Annotated in this window: 15 protein-coding genes; 9 read left to right on the top strand and 6 right to left on the bottom strand. The window is 38.9% G+C overall.

What is annotated here, in order from left to right:
* Positions 1 to 7: 7 nt before the first annotated feature.
* From BMY50_RS13120 to BMY50_RS13105, 4 genes are all read left to right on the top strand, one after another.
* Positions 8 to 1,603, top strand: a complete 1,596-nt coding sequence (locus tag BMY50_RS13120) for a S10 family peptidase (protein ID WP_202907831.1) — start codon at positions 8 to 10, stop codon at positions 1,601 to 1,603.
* Entirely contained in the window at positions 1,603 to 4,026 is a 2,424-nt protein-coding gene (locus tag BMY50_RS13115; RefSeq protein ID WP_093325032.1) for a S9 family peptidase, read from the top strand. The genes BMY50_RS13120 and BMY50_RS13115 overlap by 1 nt, the downstream gene beginning before the upstream one ends.
* 11 nt (positions 4,027 to 4,037) lie before the next feature.
* Positions 4,038 to 6,758: a M14 family metallopeptidase gene (locus BMY50_RS13110; RefSeq protein ID WP_093325029.1), complete on the top strand. Its 2,721-nt coding sequence runs from the start codon at positions 4,038 to 4,040 to the stop codon at positions 6,756 to 6,758.
* A gap of 95 nt (positions 6,759 to 6,853) precedes the next feature.
* Entirely contained in the window at positions 6,854 to 7,750 is an 897-nt protein-coding gene (locus tag BMY50_RS13105) for an AraC family transcriptional regulator (RefSeq protein WP_093325026.1), read from the top strand.
* A 96-nt stretch (positions 7,751 to 7,846) separates the two neighbouring features.
* Here the strand turns inward: BMY50_RS13105 and BMY50_RS13100 are convergent, their stop codons facing one another.
* Genes BMY50_RS13100 through BMY50_RS13085 form a run of 4 tightly spaced genes read right to left on the bottom strand, consistent with a single transcriptional unit; the run spans position 7,847 to position 16,904 of the window.
* Entirely contained in the window at positions 7,847 to 10,729 is a 2,883-nt protein-coding gene (locus BMY50_RS13100) for a tetratricopeptide repeat protein (RefSeq protein ID WP_093325023.1), read from the bottom strand.
* Position 10,730: 1 nt separating this feature from the next.
* Positions 10,731 to 12,212, bottom strand: a complete 1,482-nt coding sequence (locus BMY50_RS13095) for a S10 family peptidase (protein WP_093325020.1) — start codon at positions 12,210 to 12,212, stop codon at positions 10,731 to 10,733.
* Between the two features lie 33 nt (positions 12,213 to 12,245).
* Positions 12,246 to 13,769, bottom strand: coding sequence for a SusD/RagB family nutrient-binding outer membrane lipoprotein (locus BMY50_RS13090; RefSeq protein ID WP_093325017.1), 1,524 nt, complete (start codon positions 13,767 to 13,769; stop codon positions 12,246 to 12,248).
* A gap of 33 nt (positions 13,770 to 13,802) precedes the next feature.
* Positions 13,803 to 16,904, bottom strand: a complete 3,102-nt coding sequence (locus tag BMY50_RS13085; RefSeq protein WP_093325014.1) for a SusC/RagA family TonB-linked outer membrane protein — start codon at positions 16,902 to 16,904, stop codon at positions 13,803 to 13,805.
* A 305-nt stretch (positions 16,905 to 17,209) separates the two neighbouring features.
* Here BMY50_RS13085 and BMY50_RS13080 point away from each other — a divergent pair, with 305 nt between their 5' ends.
* Together BMY50_RS13080 and BMY50_RS13075 are read left to right on the top strand one after the other, a co-directional pair.
* A complete protein-coding gene (locus tag BMY50_RS13080; RefSeq protein ID WP_093325011.1) occupies positions 17,210 to 19,552 on the top strand; it encodes a TonB-dependent receptor in 2,343 nt (780 codons plus the stop codon).
* Positions 19,553 to 19,826: 274 nt separating this feature from the next.
* Entirely contained in the window at positions 19,827 to 20,306 is a 480-nt protein-coding gene (locus BMY50_RS13075; RefSeq protein WP_093325008.1) for a thioredoxin family protein, read from the top strand.
* Here the strand turns inward: BMY50_RS13075 and BMY50_RS13070 are convergent.
* Entirely contained in the window at positions 20,284 to 20,934 is a 651-nt protein-coding gene (locus BMY50_RS13070; protein WP_093325005.1) for a DUF6266 family protein, read from the bottom strand. The two genes, BMY50_RS13075 and BMY50_RS13070, sit on opposite strands and share 23 nt — an antisense overlap.
* 336 nt (positions 20,935 to 21,270) lie before the next feature.
* Here BMY50_RS13070 and BMY50_RS13065 point away from each other — a divergent pair, with 336 nt between their 5' ends.
* Entirely contained in the window at positions 21,271 to 21,987 is a 717-nt protein-coding gene (locus BMY50_RS13065; protein ID WP_093325002.1) for a DUF4198 domain-containing protein, read from the top strand.
* 12 nt (positions 21,988 to 21,999) lie between these two features.
* Here the strand turns inward: BMY50_RS13065 and BMY50_RS13060 are convergent, their stop codons facing one another.
* The gene (locus BMY50_RS13060; RefSeq protein WP_238383757.1) at positions 22,000 to 23,016 is read right to left on the bottom strand and encodes an aldo/keto reductase; all 1,017 of its coding nucleotides are present in this window, start codon (positions 23,014 to 23,016) and stop codon (positions 22,000 to 22,002) included.
* Between the two features lie 218 nt (positions 23,017 to 23,234).
* Between BMY50_RS13060 and BMY50_RS13055 the strand changes: the two genes are divergently transcribed.
* Both BMY50_RS13055 and BMY50_RS13050 read left to right on the top strand, forming a co-directional pair.
* Positions 23,235 to 23,822 carry an RNA polymerase sigma factor gene (locus tag BMY50_RS13055; protein WP_093324999.1) on the top strand — a complete coding sequence of 196 codons (588 nt, stop codon included), beginning with the start codon at positions 23,235 to 23,237 and terminating at the stop codon, positions 23,820 to 23,822.
* A 182-nt stretch (positions 23,823 to 24,004) separates the two neighbouring features.
* Positions 24,005 to 25,201 carry a FecR family protein gene (locus BMY50_RS13050; RefSeq protein WP_093324997.1) on the top strand — a complete coding sequence of 399 codons (1,197 nt, stop codon included), beginning with the start codon at positions 24,005 to 24,007 and terminating at the stop codon, positions 25,199 to 25,201.
* Positions 25,202 to 25,327: the final 126 nt, after the last annotated feature.

Raw genomic sequence — 25,327 nt, 5'->3', positions numbered from 1 at the left:
GACTATTATGAACCTACAATGTGTATTTTTTTATAGATCGCACTTTATTTTGGCTGCACTGGTTTTTAACCTATTCCTTTATACAACTTCTTTTGCTCAACGAGGACAACATCCACCAATTCCAAGAGGACCTCAATATAGTAACAAAGAACAACTTAAGAATGACAGCCCATCAAAAATCTTGGATACATCCTACGTAGAAAGTAATAATGCAGTTATACCAATGCCTGTTACGAAGCAACACCAAGTACAGATAAGAGGTAAACTAATAAAATACACTACAACTACTGGTTATATTCAACTAAAAAATGAAGAAGGCGAACCAAAAGGAAATGTTTTCTTTGTTGCTTATACTGCAGACGGAGAAAAAAAGGTAGATAGACCGGTAACTTTTGCCTTCAATGGAGGACCAGGGTCGTCTTCTGTATGGGTGCATATGGGCTTTATGGGGCCTAAAAGACCTAAATTAACGGATGAAGGAGAATCCATCAGCCCATATGGATACGAAGATAACCCGGAGTCCTGGCTAGATAAAACCGACTTGGTATTTATTGATCCTATATCTACTGGGTATAGCAGAGCTGTTAAGGGCGAGAACCCTGCTCAATTCCATGGTTTTGTGGAAGATGTACAATCAGTGGCCGATTTTATTCGTCTGTATATCACGAAAAATGAGCGATGGGCTTCCCCCAAATATATAATGGGCGAGAGCTATGGTACTCCACGCGCTGCAGGCCTGGCACAATACCTTCAGGATCGGTATTCTCTATACTTTGATGGCGTCATAATGCTCTCATCTATTCTCAATATGCAAACTGCCCGTTTTGATATAGGTAATGATTTACCTTATCCGTTGTTCTTACCTACTTATACGGCAACAGCCTGGTATCATAAGCAATTGGAACCGGCATTACAACAAGATCTAAAGAAAACATTAACGGAGGTAGAAGCATTTGCCAAGAATGAATATACGCTCGCTCTTATGAAAGGAAGTGATCTTTCCGACGCAGAATATACCACCATAGCAGAAAAATTAGCAAAATATACGGGTTTAAATAAAGACTATGTAGTGGAGACGAACCTGCGGATAAATATTCATAAATTTTGCAAAGAGCTAAGGAGAAAAGAAGGATTAACGGTGGGTCGACTTGATAGTCGATTTACGGGAAGGGATTACGATGATGCGGGAGAAACGTTCGAGTTCGATCCTGCAGGAAAGAGTGGTGGCACCTTTGCTGCATCCTTTAACCATTATATTAGAACAGAGCTGGGATACAAGAATAATCTCCCTTATGATGTCTCAGGACGGGTTCAACCCTGGAATTATAACAATGTACAGAACAAGTATTTGAATACCGCCGAATATCTACGGCAGGCAATGGCAAAAAATCCCGATCTGAAAGTATGGGTGATCTGTGGATACTATGATTTAGCAACTCCTTATGCTGCTGCTGAGTATGTTTTTAAGCACATGAACCTACGGCCAGAGCAGCAACCAAAAGTTAATTTTACTTACTATGAGGCAGGCCATATGGTATATATGCCTAAAAATTCCATGCTGCAGTTGAACAAAGATGCTGATCAATTTTATTCAAAAAAGTAATGAAAAGTTATTTTAAACTTGTTTATCTCCTTTTAGGGCTTTTCCTTTTTGCAAAAGTGCAAGCGCAAGAGAATCTTACATACCAATTGCCTCCTAAAAGCATACAGGATTTGGTGGATGCGCCGGCATCTCCAAATGTGTTGTTTAACAAGCAGGGGAGTAGGATGTTACTGTTAACACCACCAGCATACCCAAGTATTGAGGATATATCTCAGCCCATTATAGGGTTGGCTGGCTTGCGGGTTAACCCTGCAAATAGTACTACGGAAGCTGAGATCTCTGGCCTCTATCAAGATATTATTATAAAAGATTTACATTCGGGAAGTGAACAAAAATTAAAGGGGTTGCCCGAAACGTATCGTATTGGAAATATTTGCTGGAGCCCAAATGGCAACCAAATTGGTTTTAGTAATACAAAGGAGGATGGTGTAGAATTGTGGTACGCCGATCTGCAAACCTGTGTAGCATATAAGCTAACGAATGATTACCTGAATGATATTATGGGAAATACGTTGCAATGGGCGCCGGATGGAAAAGGTATTCTCGCCCAATTTCTTCAAAAAAATAGAGGAGAGAAACCGGTTAAAAATTTGGTCCCAACGGGGCCTATCATTCAGGAAAATCTTGGAACAAAAACTCCTGCACGTACTTATCAATATCTTTTGCAAGATGAATACGATCAAGAATTAATGGATTATTACTTAACATCTCAGCTGCAGTTTGTTGACCTTCAAGGGCGAGCGTCGAAAATAGGTGAACCCGCAATTTATCGTAAACTAATTTATTCACCGAATGGTGCTTATATACTAACAGAAACAATACAACACCCTTATTCTTATTTAGTTCCGATTAACTATTTTCCATATGAAGCAGCCATATTGGATAACAAAGGCAGTACTATTAAGACCTTATATAAAGCCGCGCTGGCAGAGAATCTACCTACCGGTTTTGATGCAGTTGCTTCTGGGCCGCGAGCGTTTGAATGGCGCACTGATGTACCAGCCACCCTTTATTGGGTAGTAGCACAAGATGAAGGCAATCCTAACAAAAAAACTGACAATAGAGAAAATGTATATATGCTGGGAGCACCGTTCCATACGGGCGCAAAAGAACTTTTTAGCCTTAACTATCGTTTTGGTGGTTTTACATGGGGCAATGATCAATATGCGATTGTGCAGGAACGTTGGCGTAAGAGTCGTATACAAAAAATGAGCTTATTTAGCCCTTCCACAGGAAAGGTTATGAAGGTGATTGCGCAGCGATCATCTGAAGATACTTATACAGAGCCAGGGCAATTTATTACGTCAGATTATGCAACGCACGGAGGAAGTTTATTGTTCGATAAAGGAAAAGACCCTGTCGTTTTTACCATTGGCAACGGCGCATCCGCTCAAGGGGATCGTCCTTTCTTGTTACGATGGAATTTATTGAGTAATCAACAAGATACCTTATTTAAGTCTAAAGCCCCTTATTTCGAAGAACCTATTTTCTTTAATAATCAAGGTATACTTTATTTTTCTAGAGAATCTGTTGAACAGAATCCTAATATTTTCGCACGCACACTAAAAAATAAAAAAGAGAAACAATTAACTTCATTTACTGACCCTTACCCGAGTTTAAAAGGTGTTCAAAAACAACTTTTATCTTACCCACGTAAAGATGGTATTAAATTATCAGCCACATTATATCTTCCGAAGGGGTATAAGAAAGAAGATGGAGCCTTACCTGCACTAATTTGGGCATACCCTCGCGAGTATAAAAGTTTAGCGGCGGCTGGTCAAGTAAAAGGCTCTCCCTATCGATTCACGCGTTTGGCTTTTCGGTCGCCTGTGTTTTGGGTAACAAGAGGCTATGCTATTTTAGATCAAGCTGATATGCCAATCGTCGGTGAGGGAACAAAAGAGCCAAATGATACATTCTTACAGCAAATTGAGGATAATGCTACTGCAATAATAGATTATGTAGTAGGCATGGGGGTAATAGATCGCGATAGAATAGCTGTTGGGGGACATTCTTATGGTGCTTTCATGACAGCGAACCTATTAGCGCATACCAATCTTTTTGCCGCAGGTATTGCCCGCAGTGGAGCTTACAACCGTACTTTAACACCTTTCGGTTTTCAGGGAGAGGCTCGTACCTACTGGGAAGCTCCAACGGTCTATAACCAAATGTCCCCCTTTAATTATGCGCATAAAATCAAAACACCATTACTGCTAACACATGGGATGAATGATGAAAACTCGGGTACGTTTCCTATACAGACTGAACGGCTCTATAGCGCTATAAAGGGACATGGTGGAACCGTTCGCTTCGTTTTGCTACCAAATGAGTTTCATGGCTATCGTTCACGAGAATCCTTAATGCATACGTTCTATGAGCAAGACGCATGGTTGGAAAAATATGTGAAGAACAGAAATAAGTAATTTAGATGATTATGATAAATATTAAAAAGACATGTGTGTTGCTCCTTTGGTGTCTTAGCCTTTTAGGAAAGACTTATGCACAAGTGATTCCCGACCCAAAATCGCATTTTGGATTTTCAATCGGCGATGATTACCGTTTGGCAACCTATCAGCAACTAGAAGATTATTTTCAAAAGGTTGACGCTATTTCAGATCGTGTGCAAACAATAGAAATAGGAAAGACCGAGGAAGGACGAAAACAATATGTATGGGTGATTTCATCTCCAGAAAATCTTCGACAGATAAATCGGTATAAAGAAATTTCTCAAAAATTAGCTCGTGCGGAGGAGCTGTCAAGTCAAGAAGCAAAAAAACTAGCGTTAGAAGGAAAACCTATTGTTTGGATAGATGGAGGGCTACACGCAAATGAAACCGTTGGAGCGCATCAGCTGATTGAAACATATTATCAACTTGTAAGCCGTAATGATGCCGAAAATGTGGCTATTTTGGATAAGGTAGTTATATTATTATCGCAAGTAAATCCGGACGGCCAAGAACTGATGAGCAGCTGGTACATGCAAGAGACGGATCCAAAGAAACGGAATATGCGTGTGCCAAGACTGTATCAGAAATATATCGGTCACGACAATAACCGCGATTTTTTCATGATGAATATGAAAGAAAGTACGCACATCGCACGACAGCAGTATATCGAATGGATGCCTCAGATTATTTATAATCACCATCAACGAGGTCCTGAGGGATCTGTTTTAGCTGGCCCTCCCTATCGTGATCCTTTCAATCATGTGTTTGATCCTTTAATTATAACAAGTATTGACGGAGTAGCTGCCGCCATGAACAACAGATTAAACGCGGAAAATAAACCAGGATATACACGTTTAAGCGGATCGGTATTTTCTACTTGGTGGAATGGAGGCTTAAGAACAACCCCTTACTTTCATAATATGATTGGTATTCTTACCGAAATCATTGGAAATCCAACTCCTGAAGAGGTGCCCTTAGTACCAAAACGCTTAATACCAAATAATGCGACACCAAACCCTGTTACACCACAGCCATGGCATTTTAAACAGTCTATCGACTATTCAGTGTCATTAAACTACAGTATACTCGACTACGCGCAACGTCATGGTGATGAATTATTATACAATATGTATGTAATGGGGAATAATGCTATAAAAAAAGGGCAAATGGATACTTGGACGCTTTTGCCCCGCTACGTTGATTCCATAGAGCTATTTTATAAGAGAGAGAAGGAAGCTGGAAAATTAAAAGGGGATTCTATTCCGAAAAAATATTACGATATGGTGTTAGCAAATCCCAAATTTCGTGATGCAAAGGGATATGTTATACCTGCCGACCAGGCAGATTTTCCAACAGCTGTTAAATTTATCAATGCGTTGATCAAATCAGGTGTTTTGGTACATAAAGCGACAGCAGATTTTACAATAGGTGGTAAGCATTACCCCGCTGGTTCTTATGTTGTAAAGACAGCACAGGCATTTAGAGCGCATGTGTTGGATATGTTTGAACCACAAGATCACCCCAATGATTTTCAGTATCCTGGAGGTCCGCCTGTAAAACCTTATGATGCGGCGGGTTGGACTTTAGCTTTTCAAATGGGCGTTCAGTTTGATAGAATAGTGGATTTGTTTGACGGACCACTTGAAAAAATCGATTACGGTGTTCTACAAAATCCACCAATAAAAGAGCTCCCTATTTCTGAAGGAGGTTTTTTATTAAATGCAAAAATAAATGATGCTTTTACGGTAGTGAATGAACTGTTAAAGGCTGACGTCAAAGTTTATAGAATTACGAAGGCAGTAAATAATTTACCCACTGGTTCATTTTATGTCGATGCAAAGGCGGCGACGTTACTAAAGAAGTATGCAAGAGATTATGGGGTCGTTGCACAAGCAATAGCAGAAAAGCCCCAGCAAATGCTACAGCTCCAGGTTAGTAAGATTGCGCTTTTCGATTATTATGGAGGTTCCATGCCTTCAGGATGGGTACGGTGGATTATGGAACAATATCATTTTGGTTTTCAGGTAATCTATCCACAGGAGATTGACGAAGGAAATCTTCGGAAAAAATATGATATAATCCTATTCATTGGAGGCGGAACACCCTCTTTAAAGGATGAGAAAAGTGCTAGTAACCGCTATTTTAAGATGCCCTCAAAAGAGGAAGTACCAGAAAAATATCACGCCATGTTAGGTAAGCTAACCGTGGAAAAATCGATTCCACCTTTAACAACATTTTTAGAAGAAGGTGGGCAAATCATAGCGGTTGGTAATGCAACCAATTTAGCCTATCATTTTAAATTACCTGTAGAGAATCTGCTTACTGAGCAAAATAAAAGAGGCGAAATGACGCCCTTACCAAGCGATAAATTCTATATCCCAAGTAGTATACTCACTGTAAAAGTGGATACCACTTTACGTCCAAACTGGGGAATGAGCGAGTCTGTTGATGTTGTATTTAATAACAGCGAAACATTTAAGATAAAACAACCATCAAGTGAAATAAAACCTCTATTATGGTTTGATACAGACAAACCGTTGAAGAGTGGTTGGGCGTGGGGACAATCGTATCTAAAGGGTGGAATTGCGGCTTTTTATGTTCCTATTGGTAAAGGCAACTTTTATGCCTTTGGCCCCGAAATTACGAATAGAGGTCAAGCGCATGCTACATTTAAATTACTATTTAATGAGTTGTATAAGAACAAATAAACCTTCTTAAAGAAGGTGGATTATATCAATGAGCGTCATGTGTAGCTGTTTTTAATCGCTACACATGATATATCATCGTTGTTAAAAAGCAAATTATGTTGAAAATTATAACCTTTTCTCTTCCTTCGTCCCTAAATAATTCAGTTGTTGTTGAAGAAGATATCGCCCCTTATATGTTTTCACATTTGCATAAGCACGAGGAAATGCAAATAACACTTATCCTACGGGGAGAAGGAACCGTATTAATTGGCGATAAACCGTTTGATTATGCCCCTTCCACAGCTTTTTTAGTCAAAGGGGATGTTCCGCATGTTTTTAAATCTAGGCAAGAATATCTTTACGGGGACAACCCCAATGCAATCCACGCCATTCATATCTATTTTAACTATAAACGAATAATAGGTCATTTAAAACATCTACCCGAATTTACGAATATCAGAATGGTGATGGACCGTATGGATAATGGTTTGTTGATAAATATTGAAAATCAACCATTTATCCCTGAAAAAATTCGAGCAATTCAGCAGACTGTTGGAGTAGATCGATTTATAAAATTTGTCTCATTACTGAACTATATATGCGAAAGACCTGGCGTACACCATCATATTGTTTTTAGTAATTTTAGTGTAAGGTATGATATACAAGAGGGTGCTAAATGGAATAAAGTATACCGTTATGTGTTGGCCCACTATACAGATAGTATTTCATTAAGAGATATTGCAGAGATCGCTAACCTAACCCCTCAGGCGTTTTGTAAATATTTTAAGAAAAGAACGCGTAAAACATTCAGTAGTTTTTTAAATGAAATACGTATTAAAGAAGCCATTAGCCAGATGACTGGGGAAGACTTTTTAGGAATATCGCAAACCGCATATAGCACGGGCTTTAAAAGTGCTGTGCACTTTAATAGAACCTTTAAAAAAGTTACTGGATCTTCACCAACAGGGTATTTGAGACATCACCAGGCCATTCAAAGACGGTTTGTTGAGTAGGGTGTTTAAATAGTAAATAGCGCCGATGATAGGGGCGTCTTTACGATAAATAAAAATGTTGCTACTTGTATTTTATAGCTTGATATCAACACGCCATTAAGGTATGAATAGGGAAGCACGCTGTTCCTTAAGCTTATCAGCAGCTTCCTTATTACCTTGCGCTGTATAAATAGCCGTAAGATGATTATAAGCTTCCATTAAGTAGGGGTTGTTAGTGAGTGATTGCCGATAATTTGCTGCTGCTTTTTCGGGCTCTCTTTGCTTTTCGTGCAACAAACCCTTCGTGTAATATTTAATGGCTTGGTATTGGGGTGTTTGAATCTCTTCTATATCTTTTAAAAGGGTTTTAGTTTCTTCTAAGCGATTTGATTTTAATAACAATTGTAGTACAAGAAGCTTGTTTTCGCTTGATAGGTTTTTGTTGATGGTTGCTTGAGTTAAATAAAAAGAAGTAGAATCAGGTTGACTTAATGCAAGATAATTTTCAGCTATTTGAAGATCAAATTCGACATTCCTATGCTTATTGGCGGCTAAAATTTTTTGTACACGCAGCAATTGCTTGTTGCTTTTTTCAAATAATTGATGATAAGTTAAGGCTTTTGCATAAGCTAGTTGAAGCTCAATATTTTGCGGTTTTTGTTTGGCTAAATAATCTAGCTGTGTCAGCTGCGTGCTATCACCTAAAAGTGCTCGCTTCGTGGCAGCATAGGTTCTGGCGGCATCTTTTTGATCACGTAAATAGGTAGATAACTCACTGCCTGTTCGAATGTAAGCGTCAGCGGCTGCTATCGCTAAACCAATTTTTCCTTGCCGATCATATAACGTTCGTAGCGCTGCGGCTAAATAGGCGTTTGTTTGATAATCAGATTCAAGCTTTAACGCCTTTTTCAATAGCTTGGCCTGCCTTTCTACACCTGCTTCTTGCTCAGTAATTGATGCATGTATTAGTTGTTGTGCTTCCCATTCAGCAAATACTTGGTAGGTAGGGGCATACAGGGTGTCTATATGTTTTGCTGTTTCCAATAAAGCATGGGCCTCCTTCCACTTTTTTTGCTTTATCTTGAGTCGTGCGTAAGCTAGATAGGCTGGTTGGTAATATTTATCGTATTGAAGGGCAGTGTCTAGCAAGCGTCCTGCTAAAAGAGAGTCGGTAACTTGATTGCTTAAATTAATGTAAACTTCCGACCAATTGCTAGCCATCGCCTTTTTATTACCCGCTAAATAACTCTTTTCTTTATGGATCAAACTATCGAGAAAATGGTACATATCGGGGTCTTTGCTGATTAATGCAGCACGTGTATTCATTGATTTAAAATCCAACGGGTGTACCTTCACCGTTTCAAAATAAGCGGGATAGGTCTGGGCAAAATACTCTGATTCATTATTTTGTGAATAATAGTCAAGCGTTCGTTTGTTCTCCATGGCATTATAGTATAACGACCGGATCCTTCTGTTTTCTTGATCGGTGAGTACTCTGCCATGAAAAAGATGTACATATTCATGTAAAATCACATTGCGTTCTTGGTAGGCACCCCTTTCTACATATTCAATGGCAGCAGCACCGCTTCCAACACCACGGATATCCATCCATTGGCGATTATCAAAAGTTGTACTGGAACGAAAAAACGGGCGTTTCATAGCAATAGCTAAATCTTGGTGCAGAGGAGGAATAACAAATGTATTCCCTTGCTTGGCCAAAAAAGGAAAATAAACGGTACTCGTATACAATTGATTCCAGACCATTGCTTTTGCTAAATCACCCGGATAATAAATAACATCGGGGAATACAGCTTCAAAATTAGTCGGATCACTGATTTTTAATTGCTTTAAAACGGTTTTTATTGAGTCGTAAGTACTCAAATAAGGGATTCGTTTTGACTTAATGATAGCCGATAAGCCATTATGCGCAGGGCCATAATGTGGTTTTTTATCAAGAATTTGGCGAAATATAACTTCTGCTGAATCGAGATTTCGTTCCCGTTGTGGACTATCAAAACTGCTGTAATAGATAGAAGCTTGATGCATCAACGGCAAAACAGATAAAGGGTATTTTTTTGCAACCTGTTTTGTTAATGTAAGTGCCTCTTGTAGGTGATTTTGCCTCACTAAACTATCGGCTGGTTCCAGTTTTTTACGTATTTCCTGCTCTTGTGGATCGGCATAATCTGCAAAGGTTAAATTCGTATGCCCATTGCCCCAATGCCAATGTGTTTGAAAATGAAGGGGATTAATAGCTAGTGCAAGCTCCCATTGGGCAGCCATCTGATTGAGTTGCGTGGCATCAACTCTCCTCCAAATAGCATAACCATAGCTGAAACGTGCCTCCGCATCAAAAGGATCCAATTCAAGTGCTTTTATAATGAGTGGCGTCGCTTTTTCTGGATGTTGGTCCCAAAAATATACATTCGCTTCCAGTAGATAGGCAGCTGCTAATTTGGGATGTTGTTTTTGTAGCTTTTTGGCTAAAGCGAGTGCTTTATCATAGTGACGCTGTAATAAAAGCGCTCTGCCTAAAATTAATGATGTTTCACTATCCTGTGTTGATAAACGCAAAAGATCATAACATAGATCTGTGGCTTCCTGTAATTTCCACGCTTCAATAAATAGGGTGGCTTTTGCCTTCAACGCATCTAGATCGGCTGCATCATGTTGCAATACCAAATTAGTGTATTTTTCTGCTTCTTGGAAACGATTATTTAGCCAGTAATAACGGACTAATAGTAGATTCCGATCCCTTTCTGAAAGTTTCTTGTCGTACTGAATGAACCGAAAGGCTTCCTCCCAAAAACCATGGTTTAACATTTTTTTTAAGAGCGCTGGCTTTTGGGAAGAAGGTACTGTTTTTAATTGCTGAATAAAAAGCCGACCAGTGTCTTCAAGCCGATTCAATGCTGCCTTCGTATCATCAACTTGGGCATAGCTAATGCTTATGGATGCCGTCAGAAATAAGAAACAAATAAAGGCGGGCCGAAATTTCATATTATTCGTATTTAGCAGGCTGACCCTGTTTGGGTAAGCTGTTTTGTATAAATTCACGAAGGTCGTCATTCGCTTGTTTGAGATCTTCCTTGCGAAGATACATCATATGACCACTTCGGTAGCCTTTTATGCTAAATCTATCTTGGAATTTTCCGCCGGAGTCCATCTGCCAAAAATTGTATTTGGCATTAAAATAGTCGCACGCTCCATCATAATAACCAGACTGAAGCATAACTTTTAAATAAGGATTTTGGGCCATTGCTAACTGGAGATTTTCGCCGGTATGATCGTTGCTTCTATCCCAAGGGTGTACAGGCCCAAACATATAATATTTTGTGTCTGTTTTATAGTTTAGCACATTACGCATATAATGATTTATTGCCGGCGTAAAAGAGTGTAACCAAGAAGTTAATTCGGCATTATAATCGGGTCTTTCCCCAGCATCTTTTTTATCTCTGCCTAAATAGCGTGAATCTAATCTTCCAAGAGTAAAACCACGATCTCTAAGTAGTTCCTTCCAGAAGAAATTGGTGGAGATACTTAGGTTTTGTTGCAAGATTGTTTTCTCAGATAAACCCGTATAATGCGCTATCTGTTTTGCAATGGTTTGACGCTTTTCTACAGATAAGGAACCTCCCCAAGTGAGTGCAGGCAGATATTGATCTACTGTGAATTTTTCAACCTCTGGTAGAATGTCCAATAGATCCTTTTGTTGCAAATCGGTAGGCAGGGCCTTATGGTACCATGCTGTGGCAGCATAATAAGGTAGACTGAGTGCCATACCTACAGGGCCGTCTCTTGTAATACCTAAATCGGTTGGCGATACCAATATTACGCCATTTAGGTACATCCATTGTGTGCTCTGTAAGGCCAAAGCCAAACCTGACACACGGGTGGTGCCGTAGCTTTCTCCGATCAGGTATTTAGGCGAAGGCCATCTATTGATACGTGTGACAAAGGTGTTAATCCAATCCGCTAGGTATTTAATGTCGGCATTGGTCCCAAAAAACTGCGACTTATCAGTTTCCTTTTCCAATATTCTGGAATAACCCGTATTCACAGGATTAATATAGACAATGTCTGCGATATCTAAGATGGAATAAGGGTTTGAACTAGTGCCATAAGGTTGAAGCGGGTAACCCTCATCATCAATATTGATAAGTGCGGGCCCGGTATATGCAATTTGCATCCATACGGAAGGAGTGCCTGGCCCGCCGTTAAACGAAATAACCAAAGGTCGCTGACTCCTGTCTTTTATTCCATCTCTTTCGTAATAGGTATAACTGACCGAAGCAATTGCCTTGCCCGCTTCATCCCAAACGGGTTGTGTTCCCATCATTGCTGTGTAACCCATGGCTTGGCCGTTAATGCTTGTTTGATGCTTTGTGACTACCGTACTATCCGGATTGAGCTTCTTCTGGGCATATAAATGCGCATTACAGATGAAAAGTACAAAACATAAATAAATTTTTCTTTTATTCATTTCTATTGTTTTTTAAGAATAAGACTATTTGTTTTAGTTAACATCCCAAAACACACGATTCAGGAGGCTCGACTTTTGTTGGGCATTTGGATTGTTGTTAATTTCTGATTGGGCATAAAATAATGATCTTGGCACTTCATTATAAATAGCTAATGGTTGCGATAAGGGCGTTAGTTTTGGATAGCCTGTGCGACGAAAATCTGTCCATGGCTCCACCAATACACCAAAATTAGCGAGGTATTTTTCCGTAATTATCTGCTCCAACTTTTCCTCTTCATCTCCCGTCAACGTTCCATGTGCTGCTAAGTATGTTTGTAACTGTTGCACTGAAATGCCAGCTTGTTCAAATGAAGCCCTTATTCCTTCCTGAAAGAAGGTTTGAGCATCACCCGTTATACCAAAACGTAATGCCGCCTCAGCGCGAATAAAATTGTATTCCGAAAAATTCATGAGCCTTGCTGGACTGTCTCCTCCAAACGTAATCGCTCCGTCTTTTAAACTTCCATCGGCATTTATAAGAGAAGGATCCACAGCGGAAGGAGAGCCATAGAGATATTGGTAAGATCGAGAGTATGATAAGGACGGATTCGCTTCCAAAATACTCGATCCTTTATATGTGGCAGGATTAGAAGCATAAGGGAAAGGAATAAAGTAGGCTGAGCGACGTGGGTCGTTACGCTCATTCATAAGATTTACCAAATAACGGTTGGGAAAGAACTGATTTTTGAACTGACCATTTTCAGCACTGTACAGTGGATTTTGCCGTTGTGACTCATTTAAGAAAGGCATTTCGAAATTATCTGTATTGCTCTGCATAAAAGGCACTCCACTATTTACTAAATTGTTAAGCTGTTGGGCCGTGAAAGAGGGATCTTTCGCACTGTAATGTAAATAAATACGCAACTTTAAGGTGTTCGCGAACCGCTCCCATTGTGTTTGACTGTTGGTCCATGAAGAGCTGTTGTAAATGGTGCTGTATTGATTTGGTGAGAGAACGGATTGTTCGGCTTTTATCTCGGCTAAGCCTTCATCTAAAAGTCTGATAAGCTGGTTGTAAATCTCTTCATCATCATCAAAGGACGGATAAAAGTTGTCCGTATGCTTCACGGCCTGATAAAATGGAACGTCTCCCCAAGTGTCTACTACTACCTGATAAACATAAGCCTTCAATATTTTAGCAACACCCGAATAATGAGGACTTCCTTCTTCAGTAGCTTGTGTTATTAATAGTTCAAGATCACTTAAGATAGTCGCAAATATGGAGACCCACTGGTTGTTAATATCTGAATCATTGATGTTATACCGTTCATACTCCTTATTGGCACTGAAGCCAGCCACCGGTCCATGGCCGCTAAATTGCTGCATAAAAAGGCTACTTACGCGGAAAAGATCGCTTGCTCCCATGTAACCGATATTGACGGTAATGGAAGGAAGCATTTGGCTGACCTGTGCCTGTTTGATATTGTTAGGATCATCGTTTACATCAAGGAATTGATTGCATGAAATGCAAAGCAATAATCCGATAGTTAATAAAAAGTGTTGTGTTAATTTCTTCATCTTATTTTCTTTATCTCCTGAGCAGGATGGTCATTAAAATTGAACTCTTAAACTCCCCCCAATGATTCGCGACGTTGGCTGTATACCAAATTCCAAACCACGGGCATTGCTAACACCTAATAAATTTTGTTCTGGGTCAAGGTGTGGATAATTTGGTGCATATATGAATAAATTGCGCCCATAGATGGATACCTGTAATCCTTTGATAAATTTAATGTTATCAAACAACGAGGAAGGGAGAACATAGGTGAAGTTCGCTTCTCTTAATTTTAAATAAGTGGCGTCCAATACATATCCTTCCCATGCCACATATTTTCCTTGCAAGCCATAATATTGTTGGGCGGTAACACCAATTGTGTTGGGTGTTCCATCTGCCAAAACGCCTTCAAAGACATAAGGTGTATTTGGAGTGCCATCTGCGTTAAAACGTGGATATTCGGCAGTTTCAGCTGCAACACCATTGATACGGAGATCGCCAATAGTGCGGGATAATTGATCACCTTTGTATTTGAAATCAATTAAAAAAGAGAAGCTAAAATCTTTGTACCGGAACGTATTCGTTAGGCCCATTGTAAATTTAGGGTTCGGATTACCTACCTTCTGCACGGCACTCGTTACCTGTGGCAGGCCGTTAGATCCGATAATCATACGTCCCTGATCATCCCTGACGTAGGCGTTCGACCAGATCTGACCGTATTCCTCTCCCGCAACTAAACGCACATTGGGTGAGGTGAAGCCACCAATGGAAATATTATTAACGCCTGGAGCAAGTTCTTTAACAATGGATTTGAATTTAGTGAAGTTTAAAGAAGCTTCCCAGCTGAAATGTTCATGTTGTATAGGAATACCCGTTACCAGTAATTCTATACCCTTGGTAGAAAGTTTACCCGCATTTGTTACTAAGCTGGTAAAGCCAGATGAGGCAGGTACTGGTACCGAAAAAATCAGGTTACGTGTGTCCCGTCTATAGAAGGAGGCATCTATGGCTAAACGATTATTAAACAAGTTCAATTCGGTACCTAATTCATATTCTCTGGTAAATTCCGGCGTGAGGTTTGGGTTGCCGGTGCTATTATTAAACGTATAACCTGCTAAACCATTGAACGGAAAATTTACGGCGGTAGAACCTAAACCATCAGAGGCAGCCGCTCTTCCATAATAGCTGCCAATGGCGTAAGGATCTGCCCCTTTTCCAACCTCACCAATATTGGCACGGATTTTTGCGTTGTTAAGAATACCTGATTTTAATGAGGGAAATGCTTCCGTTGGAACAAAGCTAATAGCCAAAGCGGGATAAAAAATTGATCGATTGCCTGTTAACAGCGTCGAAGGGAAATCATTTCTTGCCTTTGCATTGATAGAAAGGAAGCTTTTATAGTCGAGCACTACATCTGCAAATACCCCGATACCTCTTTGTTTTGTAATAGCGCCTGAGGGGTTGTAGGTGATAAAGTTTTTTAAGTTATCAAATCCAGGCACCACAATCCCTAAGCCGATAGCTTCTAAATCGTTACTGTAGTTCACAATGATTTCATTACCTACAGTAGCCATTAAATTGAAGTTATCATTTAATCGTTTATTTCCAGTAAGAGTAAAATAGGAGTTAATATTTCGGACAGCATTAGACTGTTCGCGCAGTCCTCCAGCACCAGCGGAACTAGTATTTCCATTGCTTCTAATTCCTTTATCGTCAAAGCCCTTAAGACGTGATGTAAATATATCCGCTCCAATTTTCAGGTCGGCCTGTAGCCACGAAAGAATGTCGTATTTCATATTGAGGTTTCCGTAGAACCGATTTACCTCCCGATGATTTTTTACATGCTCAATAGACCAGTAAGGATGATCTTCAGCGGCATACCAAAGCTGATTTCCGGCCGCATCTTCAAATGGAAGATGCGTTAAATCGTATGATCGTGGAGCATAAATGCCTCTCCATAATGGATTTGCACCTTGGTTTCCCGACTGCGTTCGATCTGACGTATTATTTGAGATAGAAAAAGAAGTCGAGATTTTAAATTTTTCAGTCATTTGCATTCCAGCATTGACAGATAGATTGTTTCTATAAAGCTTGTTGTTGGGAACAAGCCCGGTCTCTGTAGCAAAACCATAAGCTACTCGATAGTCAAACTTATCATTTGCACCCGAAAAACTGAGATCATTTTGGGATGAAATGGAATTTTGTAGGACATCGCGAACATTATTAGGATATGCTTGAAGCGTTTCTTCCTCTCCGAACCAATTCGTAACTGTTTGCCCCATAATCTGCGGCCCCCATGATCCAGAAACATTGTTAATATAATTTCCATTGCTTCCTTGAGCATACTCGTTCTGGAAATCAGGAAAACGACTTACGGTTCCGACGGCGGTATTGCTGGAAAAGCTTAGCTGGTTACGGGTGCCCTTTTGCCCTTTCTTGGTAGTAATTAAAATAGCTCCTGAAGCTGCTCTGGAACCATAAAGAACCGTTGCAGCGGCTCCTTTCAGAATGCTTACATTTGCTATATCCTGTGGATTGATATCTGAAATTCTACTGGAATTGACGACACCAGTGTTCACGGAATTATTACCTCCACTATTATCCAGCGGAATGCCGTCGACAACATACAACGGTTGGTTACTGCCAGTGAAGGTCGTAAACCCACGAATAGTAACATTTGAACCTGCAAATCCACCACCTGCTCCACTTACTTGTACTCCTGCGACTTTGCCTGCTAGCGAATTGGTTACATCTGTAGTCGGAGCCCTTGCCAATTGGTCGGCCTTTATCTCACTAACACCGTAACCTAATGTTTTTCGATCACGCTGTATGCCGAAAGAAGTCACTACAACTTCATCTAAGTTCTGTGCGTTCGTTTCCAAAGCAATGTTGATAATATTACGATTACCAATAAGGACCTTTTGCTCTATATATCCTATTCCACTAATAGTTAAAGTGGATGTAATAGGTGCTCTTAACGAAAATTTGCCATTTACATCTGTTGTTGTTCCCTGTGTTGTCCCTGCTATGCGAATAGAAATTCCAGGCAAGGGCTCTCCGTCGTCTTTAGAGGTTACGATACCCCCTATATTTCGTTCTTGTGCAATGGCTATGGCTGTTAAGAAAAAGAAACATGTTAATTGGATAATTCGCTTCATACTGACGATTGTTTATAATGTTCAGGAAAAGGGTGAATACATTTCGAAATTAGCCAATAGCTGTTTGCCTTTTTTTACCAAAAATGGCGACTTGTTAACATAAATTAATCATCTACTTATTTTGGTTTAAAATGCAATGGAAAGAAAATAAAAATCTTACATTTGTTTAAATGCAATAATGTTGCTTTAATACAGGAATGATGATAAAATGTTAGAATTTTGAATTTTTATTTGTTAGATATACCTAACTTTTATAGTTTTGTGTTTCGAATATAAAATCATATGTCGATTTAAAAAATACACGAATGAAGCAGTTTAATACTTTCTTATTTTTTTTCTCAATGTCCTTCCTTGCGATGGCCCAAAATAAAATGGCTATTGAAGGTAGGGTTATAAATAAAGGATTGCCTTTAGAAGGCGTAACGATAAAAATAGAGGGGCTTAAGGTAGGTGCCGTTACAGATAGTGCAGGGAAGTATCATTTTGAGCAGCTGGCTCCCAAGTCGTACCAATTAACGGCCAGCAGGGTTGGTTTTAATAGACTAACGAAAACTGTTCAGGTAAAAGAAGGTCAAGCCGAAATATTAAATTTTGATATGGAGACAAAAGAGGATGGTTTAGATGAGGTAGTGGTAACGGGAACTATGAAAGAAGTGAATAGATTGGAAACACCGGTTCCTGTAGAAGTCTATAACCATAATTTTTTCAAGAAGAACCCAACGGCAACTATTTTTGATGCACTACAAATGGTGAATGGCGTTAGACCACAAATTAATTGTAATGTATGTAATACAGGTGATATTCACATTAATGGCTTGGAAGGTCCTTATACGATGGTGCTTATTGATGGTATGCCGATCGTAAGTGGTTTGTCAACGGTTTATGGACTATCCGGAATTCCTTCTTCACTGATTGAACGGGTTGAGGTGGTAAAAGGGCCAGCATCTTCTCTATATGGATCAGAAGCTGTAGGCGGCTTGATAAATATCATTACAAAGAAACCTCAAAATGCATCAAGATTAAGTGCCGACATATTTGGGACAACTTGGGGAGAATACAATGCAGATCTTGGGTTTAACCAACAAGTAGGAAAAAGTGCAAATGTATTGACGGGCATAAATTATTTTAACTTTACCAATAGGATTGACCATAACCATGACGGCTTTACCGATATGACTTTACAAGACAGGATATCGGTATTTCAGAAATGGAATTTTAATAGAAAAGAGAATAGGTTGTTTTCTTTGGCCGGAAGATATCTATATGAAGATAGGTGGGGAGGGCAAATGAATTGGAACAGGTCTTTTAGGGGGAGTGATGAAATATACGGCGAAAGTATTTATACCAAAAGATGGGAAGTTTTAGGTAATTATCAACTACCTGTAAAAGAAAAAATGTTTTTTATGTTCTCCTATAACGATCACGATCAAAATTCAGTTTATGGAGAGGATTGGTACATGGCCAAGCAACGGATAGCCTTTGGCCAGTTAACATGGGACAAACAATTGGGAAGGCATGATTTGTTAGCAGGAGCAGCTGTACGCTATACGTATTATAACGATAACACACCGGCAACTACTAAAACAGGTGCGAATGGAGAAATCATCAACGATGCAAATAAAATAACCATGCCAGGTATTTTTGTGCAGGATGAAATTAAATTAGCAGAAAAGCATAGCTTGTTACTGGGCATGCGCTATGATTATAATTCGGAACATGGTAATATTTTTACTCCGCGAATGGCTTATAAATGGCGTATCACAGAGAATGATATACTGCGGCTAAATGCTGGGACTGGATTTCGGGTGGTTAACCTCTTTACGGAAGACCATGCGGCCATAACAGGTGCACGTGATGTGGTGATTGAGGAAGATCTGAAACCTGAACGCAGTGTCAACGTGAATTTAAACTATATTAAGAAAGTGCAGGTAGGAGACGGGAACTTATTGAGCTTTGAATCTTCGGCATGGTATACGTATTTCAGTAATCGCATTTTACCAAATTACGATGAAAACCCTCAAAAAATTATTTATAGAAATTTAGATGGACATGGGGTCACACGTGGACTCAGTTTAAATATGGATTTAGCGATGTACAACGGTCTGAAAATTACTGCAGGTGGCACCTTAATGAATGTATTTAACAAGGAAAGAAATGAGGAGGGGCTAGTGGAAAAATTTCGACCCATCTTAACCGAGAATTGGATGGGTACCTGGGCAGTATCTTATCTTATTAAACCGTTGAATTTGAGCGTCGATTATACTGGTAATATATATGGCCCCATGCGTTTGGCGCTGTTAAGTGATTTTGACCCGCGGCCTGATCATTCCCCGGTGTGGAGTATACAGAATGTTCAGTTTACCTGGCATAGTGGTGCCAAAATTGAAGTTTACGGTGGTGTGAAGAACCTGCTAAACTGGACGATCTCCAAAAGCATACCTGCTTTTGAGGAAGGTGAAGGAGCAGGTATTCAATCCCCCATCGCAAGAGCTTTTGATCCGTTTAATGATAAGGTTAAGTACGATGTTAATGGCCAAATAGAACGGACGCAAGACAACCCTTACGCATTGCAATTTGATCCGGATGGTTATTCATACGGACCAAATCAGGGAATAAGAGGCTTTTTGGGCATAAGAGTTAATTTGTAGTTTTTATTGGTTGATGGTTATTCGTTGTTAGTATCAAGATGTAAGACATAAGTAGCAAGACCAAAAATAAGTATCAAAACGATATTTGTTGATAATAAAAAATGATGGATATGGATTATGCAATTGAATTATTAGAAAAGGAGAAATATAGGTTAGAGTCGACTGTAAAAAGGCATGACTTAATGCATAAAAATATGTCGGAGGCCCAGCTATATTTTAGGCGTTTAACAGCGATTAAGACAGCAATTAAATTAATAAAGAATAAGTGCCAAAGATGAGTAAAAAAGGTGTTTTTTGTTTGGTTTGTGCCATTGTTCTAAGGGTGACTGCTTTGGCAGTGCCCTTGGATACGGTGGCTATTGACCAACTTGCTAAGCTGCAACAAGAAGAAAAACGTCCGGTACTTGTTATAATAGGTACAGAATGGTGTAAGTATTGCAGCGCAATGGAAGCTTCCTTAAAAAAGAAGGAATTGACCAAAATACTTCATGATCAATATTACTTCGTAAAAATAGACGGTGAAGAACGGAAAGCATTAAAATTTAACGATCGCATGTTCTATTATAGACCAACAGGTGCATCAACCGGTGTTCATGACCTGGCGGCGTATTTTGCTACGGATGAAAAAGGTAGCTTGTCTTTTCCAACAGTTTGCATTCTTAATGGTAAGAACGAAATTGTTTTTCGCTATAATGGTTTTCTCAAACGTGGAGAGCTGTACAAGTTGCTAATTAATTTTCTTCCTCCCAAGTAATGGTACCAATATGAATACTGTCTGACGTTTTGTCTCCTTCCAAAGTTATAAATGCCATGTAAATTTCGTAGACCCCCGATGGCATATTTTTCATCGATAAAAACTCTTCTTTATCAGCACGATAAGCACCACCTACAATATAATGAAACAGGGGAGGAGCAGGATCATAAGCCACTATAAGAATACGGTCTTTATCATCCGCACCTTTGGTATATTGGTTATCTTCCCAGTTGAATAAAAGCCCTTCTTCCGTCTTTGTCATCTGCGCGTTTTCCACTCCTGGCAAACCTCCCATTGATATCTTCGCTAAAGCTGGGTTGAAAATTATGTTCGGATATTCACCACTAATAGCATGTAATTTGTTATATGAGGTAGCGGCCATATAAGGCGTTATGTTCTTTTCGTCCGCTATTTCTGCAAAACCTTTGCGCAGAATAAGTACGATATGTTTCAAAAAGCGTTGGGTAACAGCCATGCGCTGCCTATTGGCAAGCTGTGAGATAGAAGGTTTTTTTTTGGTTTTTTTAGGCATCGCTCGCATAACGGGTCTACCTTTCCACATGTACCCAACTACCGAACCTATTTTTCCCGAAAAGGGCCCATTAATACCATTTTTTGCTGTTGCCATACGCTTTGTTACTTAGTGTAAAGACGAAGTTATATAGTTTTATTCTATAATACAAACTATATTAAAAAATTACTACATATATAATACAGCTATTTTTCAGTTTTAACTGAGCAATAACTGAATAAAAACTGAAGAATAACTGAAAAATAACTGTATAAATAAATAAGACATTGTTAAAACAATAAGATACCTTTGCTTCGGTTGCAACAACACTTCGTGTATATGAAAGCAATTGTTTTATTTGTAATAAATCTAAATAAATGTATATTTGCTTCACAAAACCATTCTTTATGAAGATGAGGCTTCATGATACGGAATTAACTTTAATGTAAAACAATGAAAATCTTAAAAACTACTTTACTGGCACTTTTTTGCTTGCTTGTTTACACACATGCAAATGCCCATGCGTTATGGATTGAAACAGCAACCCTTGGTAAAAAGGGGACATTACACGATGTGAAAGTCTACTATGGCGAATTTGCACTCAATGAACGGGATGCTCCCGAAAAATGGTATTCGGATGTAAAGGAGTTTACATTATGGTTGGTAGCACCTGATGGTAAGAAAACAAAGTTGGAAACAAAAGCTGGGGGTACCCATTATACCAGTAGTTTTACACCTGAAAATGACGGTGTCTATACATTAATGGTAAGCCATGAAGCAGCGGAACTTGGCGGAACAACTAAATATCACTTTATTTCATCAGCGCAGGTAGCCGTTGGTAAATCAACGAAAGTAAATGCAGATCTAAATACAAATAGCCTTAAAGTATACGCTGCAAATCAAGAAATTTTTGGTAAAGGCAAGTCTATTAAATTATATGCGCAATTAAATGGGCAACCTCTTGCTAACAAGGTGGTTAATATAGCTTCACCAGAGGGCTGGTCAAAAGGATTTACCACTGATGCGGAAGGCGCTTTTGAATTTGCTCCTTTGTGGTCAGGACGTTATGTGGCCGAAGCTGAGAATTATGAAAAAGCTGCGGGCACACATAATGGAAAAACCTTTGATGCCGCCTGGATTGGCTCGACGTTTTCCTTTGAGGTGAAATAGCAGGTTAGGGAATTAAAAAGGAGCAGAAACATCTATTTTTATCAGTCCCTTTTCATTTAATCTCTTCCAAAATTCCACACCTATTTTTTCCTTTGTTAAGGATAGATTGCGCTCAACATGTTCAGGCTTTGATGTGTTGAGCGCAATGCTTTTTACCCCTTTGAATTGTAAACCGAAATGTACACAGGCTGCAGCCGGACTGATACCTTGCTCTCCACATTGTTTGAAAAATTCTTCCCGCCAAACATGCAATTCTTTACCTTCTGCACTCTCTTTATCAACATAGGCATAATTATAGTAATCGCTTCCAATTAAAAATCCACCGTTAAAAACAGCCGAATTAACAACGGATATGCCTTTCTCTGTCAGTGTATTAATAAAATTAATTAGTTGTTTTGGGTGGCTGTGAAGTGTTAAACTATTCGCTATCATCACCCAGTCTAATTTAACAAACTGACTGATTTTTTCTATGATACGCCAATTTTTAGCTCCTACACCAATATATTTTACTTGTCCTTGCGCTTTTAATTCGGCTAAGGCTTGATAAGCCTGCAAAATTTTCTTGAAACGCTGTTCTTCTTCTTTAATACTTGCTGCAGCCTTTAGAAATTCATCGGGATCATGTACAGAAACCATCTGAGGAGTATATCCTTGTAACAAGTCGTTTCCCTGATAAAAACATGCTAGAATGCCTTCGTAGCTTATTTTTTGAATAGCGTCATACTTCAAATCTTTCCACACGCCTTTTTCGAAAGTTGGTTCATTTCCTTCGAGGGGAACACGGTACCAACCTAATTTATTGCTAATGAGGATTTGGTCTTGTTTTACACCTAATGCTTTAAAGCTTCGACCTAATACCTCGAGTGCCAGACCCGCTCCATATTTACCTGCACTGTCAAAGACTGGAATATCTTTACTGTTGTTTATGCACGATGCTACAATTTGATGTTTTATGTGCTCTTCAATAGTTGTATATAGATTACCTAATGCACTGGTTCCAAAAATTATATTGGGTAGGTTTATCATCATTTAGCATATTAATGTATACGATTACAAAGAATACATATATTCTGATCATTTTATTCAGGCATTTTGACGATTTTATAAGGTATCTTAACGCAGAGTGATTTAACATATTTTAGCAATGACAACGATATCTTCAACACGTTTGTTTGTTTTTTATCAAAAAAGCTTAATTTAGCCTTCCATAAGCTACCCTGAGAAGGACCTTAAAATAGACCTAATTCATGTTATTGAGTAAAGTAGAAAATGAGCATATTTTATTGCAAAGGATTGCAATGGATGATGAGCAAGCGTTTCGGGAGCTATTCATTTCCTACCATCATGAGATTGGCTCTTTTATAAATTCTTTGCTTCATGACCGTGAGACTACACTAGAAGTAGTGCAGGATATTTTTGTGAAAGTATGGCTTAATAGAGCTCAGTTGTTAGAAATCAACAATTTTACAGCTTATCTTTTCATTATTACGCGTAACCATGTTTTAAATAAAATAAGACAACTGTTAAGAGAAAAGGAGAAGCATGACTCTTACTTACAGTCAGCAATTACTTTAGAAAATACCGCTTTAGAAGAACAACAAGATATAGAGAAGCGTTATCAGTTGATAGAAAGGGCTGTGAACAATTTACCTCCACAGCAACAGAAGGTTTTTACGTTAAGACAACAAGGACTTAAAAATCCGGAAATTGCTAGAATACTGAATATTTCAACGGTGTCTGTAGCCAAATACCAACAGTTGGCTTTGCGGTTTATTAATGATTATGTAAAGGCTTATAGTGTCATCACGCCTTTATTGTATATCTACCTGTCTTAATGATCAGTTAATTATCTTTTTTAAAAAAAATGAATTTTTCACATCCACAATTTTTCCTTTTGGTGTCTTTATAATAAACCTGCGAAAAGTCGGCATATATATGTAGTAATAGAAATGCAGATACTAGCAAGCTAATTTAGAAGACCACCTGTTCGTAGCATAATAGGTTACGATTATAAATTATGAATAAAAACCGACTTTCCCTTCTGTTTGAAAAGGCATTAAGTAATAATATTTCTGATCAAGAAAGAGAAGAACTGTTTCTCCTATTGGAAGAAGAGGGAAATAACCATGAAATCGAACAACTTTTTGAAAAGGCTAGATTTAGTTACGTTGATGAAAAGCCTTTTTTTTCTGAGCAAGAAACCGAAAACTTAGAAAGATCAATTATAAGAAAAGCTCAAATAAATCATCATAAACATCAACTTCGTTACCGTTTGCTAGCTATGGCAGCTGCTATTGTGTTGGTTATAGGTATTGGCATTTTCTTTTATTTAAATACGGCTAAAATACACTCTTTGCCCCAACAGAGGGTCGTATTGAATAATATAATGCCGGTAAAGAATAAAGCAACGTTGATGCTTGGAAATGGCAAGGTGGTTAATTTGGAAGAGATCGAAAGAGGAGAAATCAAAGAGGGGGGAGTAATAATAAAAAAAACAGGTGATGGCAAACTCATTTATGAGGCAAAGGCCAACAAGGAGATTAAAAGTAATCAAATAAGCCAAAATGTGCTTTCGACTCCTCGAGGGGGCCAATACCAGTTAGTCTTGCCTGATGGCTCTAAGGTATGGCTGAGCGCCGCTTCTTCTTTGCTCTATCCTACAGATTTTGAGGTTGAAAAAAGAGTTGTTACCCTTAAAGGTGAAGCTTATTTTGAAATTGCAAAAAATCAAGTACGTCCATTTATAGTAAATGCTAATGGAGCTGAAATCCACGTATTGGGAACAAGTTTTTTAGTGAGTGCCTACGAGGATATGAAAAAAAATACAACCACATTGGTTGAAGGAAAGGTCAGGATAAATGCGATGTTACCGGATAATAAATCCAATGAAAATGCTGTGACATTGAAACCCGGGCAGCAGGCTACTGTAGACGTTCAGACCAAAAGAATATCAATGCGTCAGGTAGATGTAAACGATGTTCTAGCATGGAAAAGCGGGTCTTTAGTCTTTCAAGGAGATAATATCCGGACGGTGATGAAAACCATAGAAAGGTGGTATGATGTAGATGTTGTTTATGCTGGAGACGTAAGTGGAGAAACCTTTATTGGCACTGTTTCAAAATTCGACAGCATTGAGAAATTGTTAAATACCATAGCATTAACAGGTGGGGTTCACTTTAAAATAGAAGGGAGGAAAGTAGTTGTAATGAAATAAGATAACAATAATTATCAGAGGCGGTGCAACGCCCCTGATAAGCACAAGCTATGCTGCTTGTCGGATTAAAGATTTAATACTTCAAACCAATTCTTTAACCTAATCAAATGTATAAAATAAACGCTA

Source organism: Olivibacter domesticus, from assembly GCF_900109575.1.
In the GTDB taxonomy this organism is placed as follows: domain Bacteria; phylum Bacteroidota; class Bacteroidia; order Sphingobacteriales; family Sphingobacteriaceae; genus Olivibacter; species Olivibacter domesticus.
Note: the sequence above shows the minus strand (reverse complement) of the source record. Positions and strands in the feature narration are given on the sequence as shown.

What these genes read in the sequence shown, in the direction of transcription:
- BMY50_RS13085 (WP_093325014.1), bottom strand. Translation starts at nt 16,904, where the DNA reads ATGAAGCGAATTATCCAATTAACATGTTTCTTTTTCTTAACAGCCATA.
- BMY50_RS13095 (WP_093325020.1), bottom strand. Translation starts at nt 12,212, where the DNA reads ATGAATAAAAGAAAAATTTATTTATGTTTTGTACTTTTCATCTGTAAT.
- BMY50_RS13120 (WP_202907831.1), top strand. Translation starts at nt 8, where the DNA reads ATGAACCTACAATGTGTATTTTTTTATAGATCGCACTTTATTTTGGCT.
- BMY50_RS13100 (WP_093325023.1), bottom strand. Translation starts at nt 10,729, where the DNA reads ATGAAATTTCGGCCCGCCTTTATTTGTTTCTTATTTCTGACGGCATCC.
- BMY50_RS13065 (WP_093325002.1), top strand. Translation starts at nt 21,271, where the DNA reads ATGAAAATCTTAAAAACTACTTTACTGGCACTTTTTTGCTTGCTTGTT.
- BMY50_RS13115 (WP_093325032.1), top strand. Translation starts at nt 1,603, where the DNA reads ATGAAAAGTTATTTTAAACTTGTTTATCTCCTTTTAGGGCTTTTCCTT.
- BMY50_RS13060 (WP_238383757.1), bottom strand. Translation starts at nt 23,016, where the DNA reads ATGATGATAAACCTACCCAATATAATTTTTGGAACCAGTGCATTAGGT.
- BMY50_RS13075 (WP_093325008.1), top strand. Translation starts at nt 19,827, where the DNA reads ATGAGTAAAAAAGGTGTTTTTTGTTTGGTTTGTGCCATTGTTCTAAGG.
- BMY50_RS13050 (WP_093324997.1), top strand. Translation starts at nt 24,005, where the DNA reads ATGAATAAAAACCGACTTTCCCTTCTGTTTGAAAAGGCATTAAGTAAT.
- BMY50_RS13055 (WP_093324999.1), top strand. Translation starts at nt 23,235, where the DNA reads ATGTTATTGAGTAAAGTAGAAAATGAGCATATTTTATTGCAAAGGATT.
- BMY50_RS13110 (WP_093325029.1), top strand. Translation starts at nt 4,038, where the DNA reads ATGATAAATATTAAAAAGACATGTGTGTTGCTCCTTTGGTGTCTTAGC.
- BMY50_RS13070 (WP_093325005.1), bottom strand. Translation starts at nt 20,934, where the DNA reads ATGGCAACAGCAAAAAATGGTATTAATGGGCCCTTTTCGGGAAAAATA.
- BMY50_RS13105 (WP_093325026.1), top strand. Translation starts at nt 6,854, where the DNA reads ATGTTGAAAATTATAACCTTTTCTCTTCCTTCGTCCCTAAATAATTCA.
- BMY50_RS13080 (WP_093325011.1), top strand. Translation starts at nt 17,210, where the DNA reads ATGAAGCAGTTTAATACTTTCTTATTTTTTTTCTCAATGTCCTTCCTT.
- BMY50_RS13090 (WP_093325017.1), bottom strand. Translation starts at nt 13,769, where the DNA reads ATGAAGAAATTAACACAACACTTTTTATTAACTATCGGATTATTGCTT.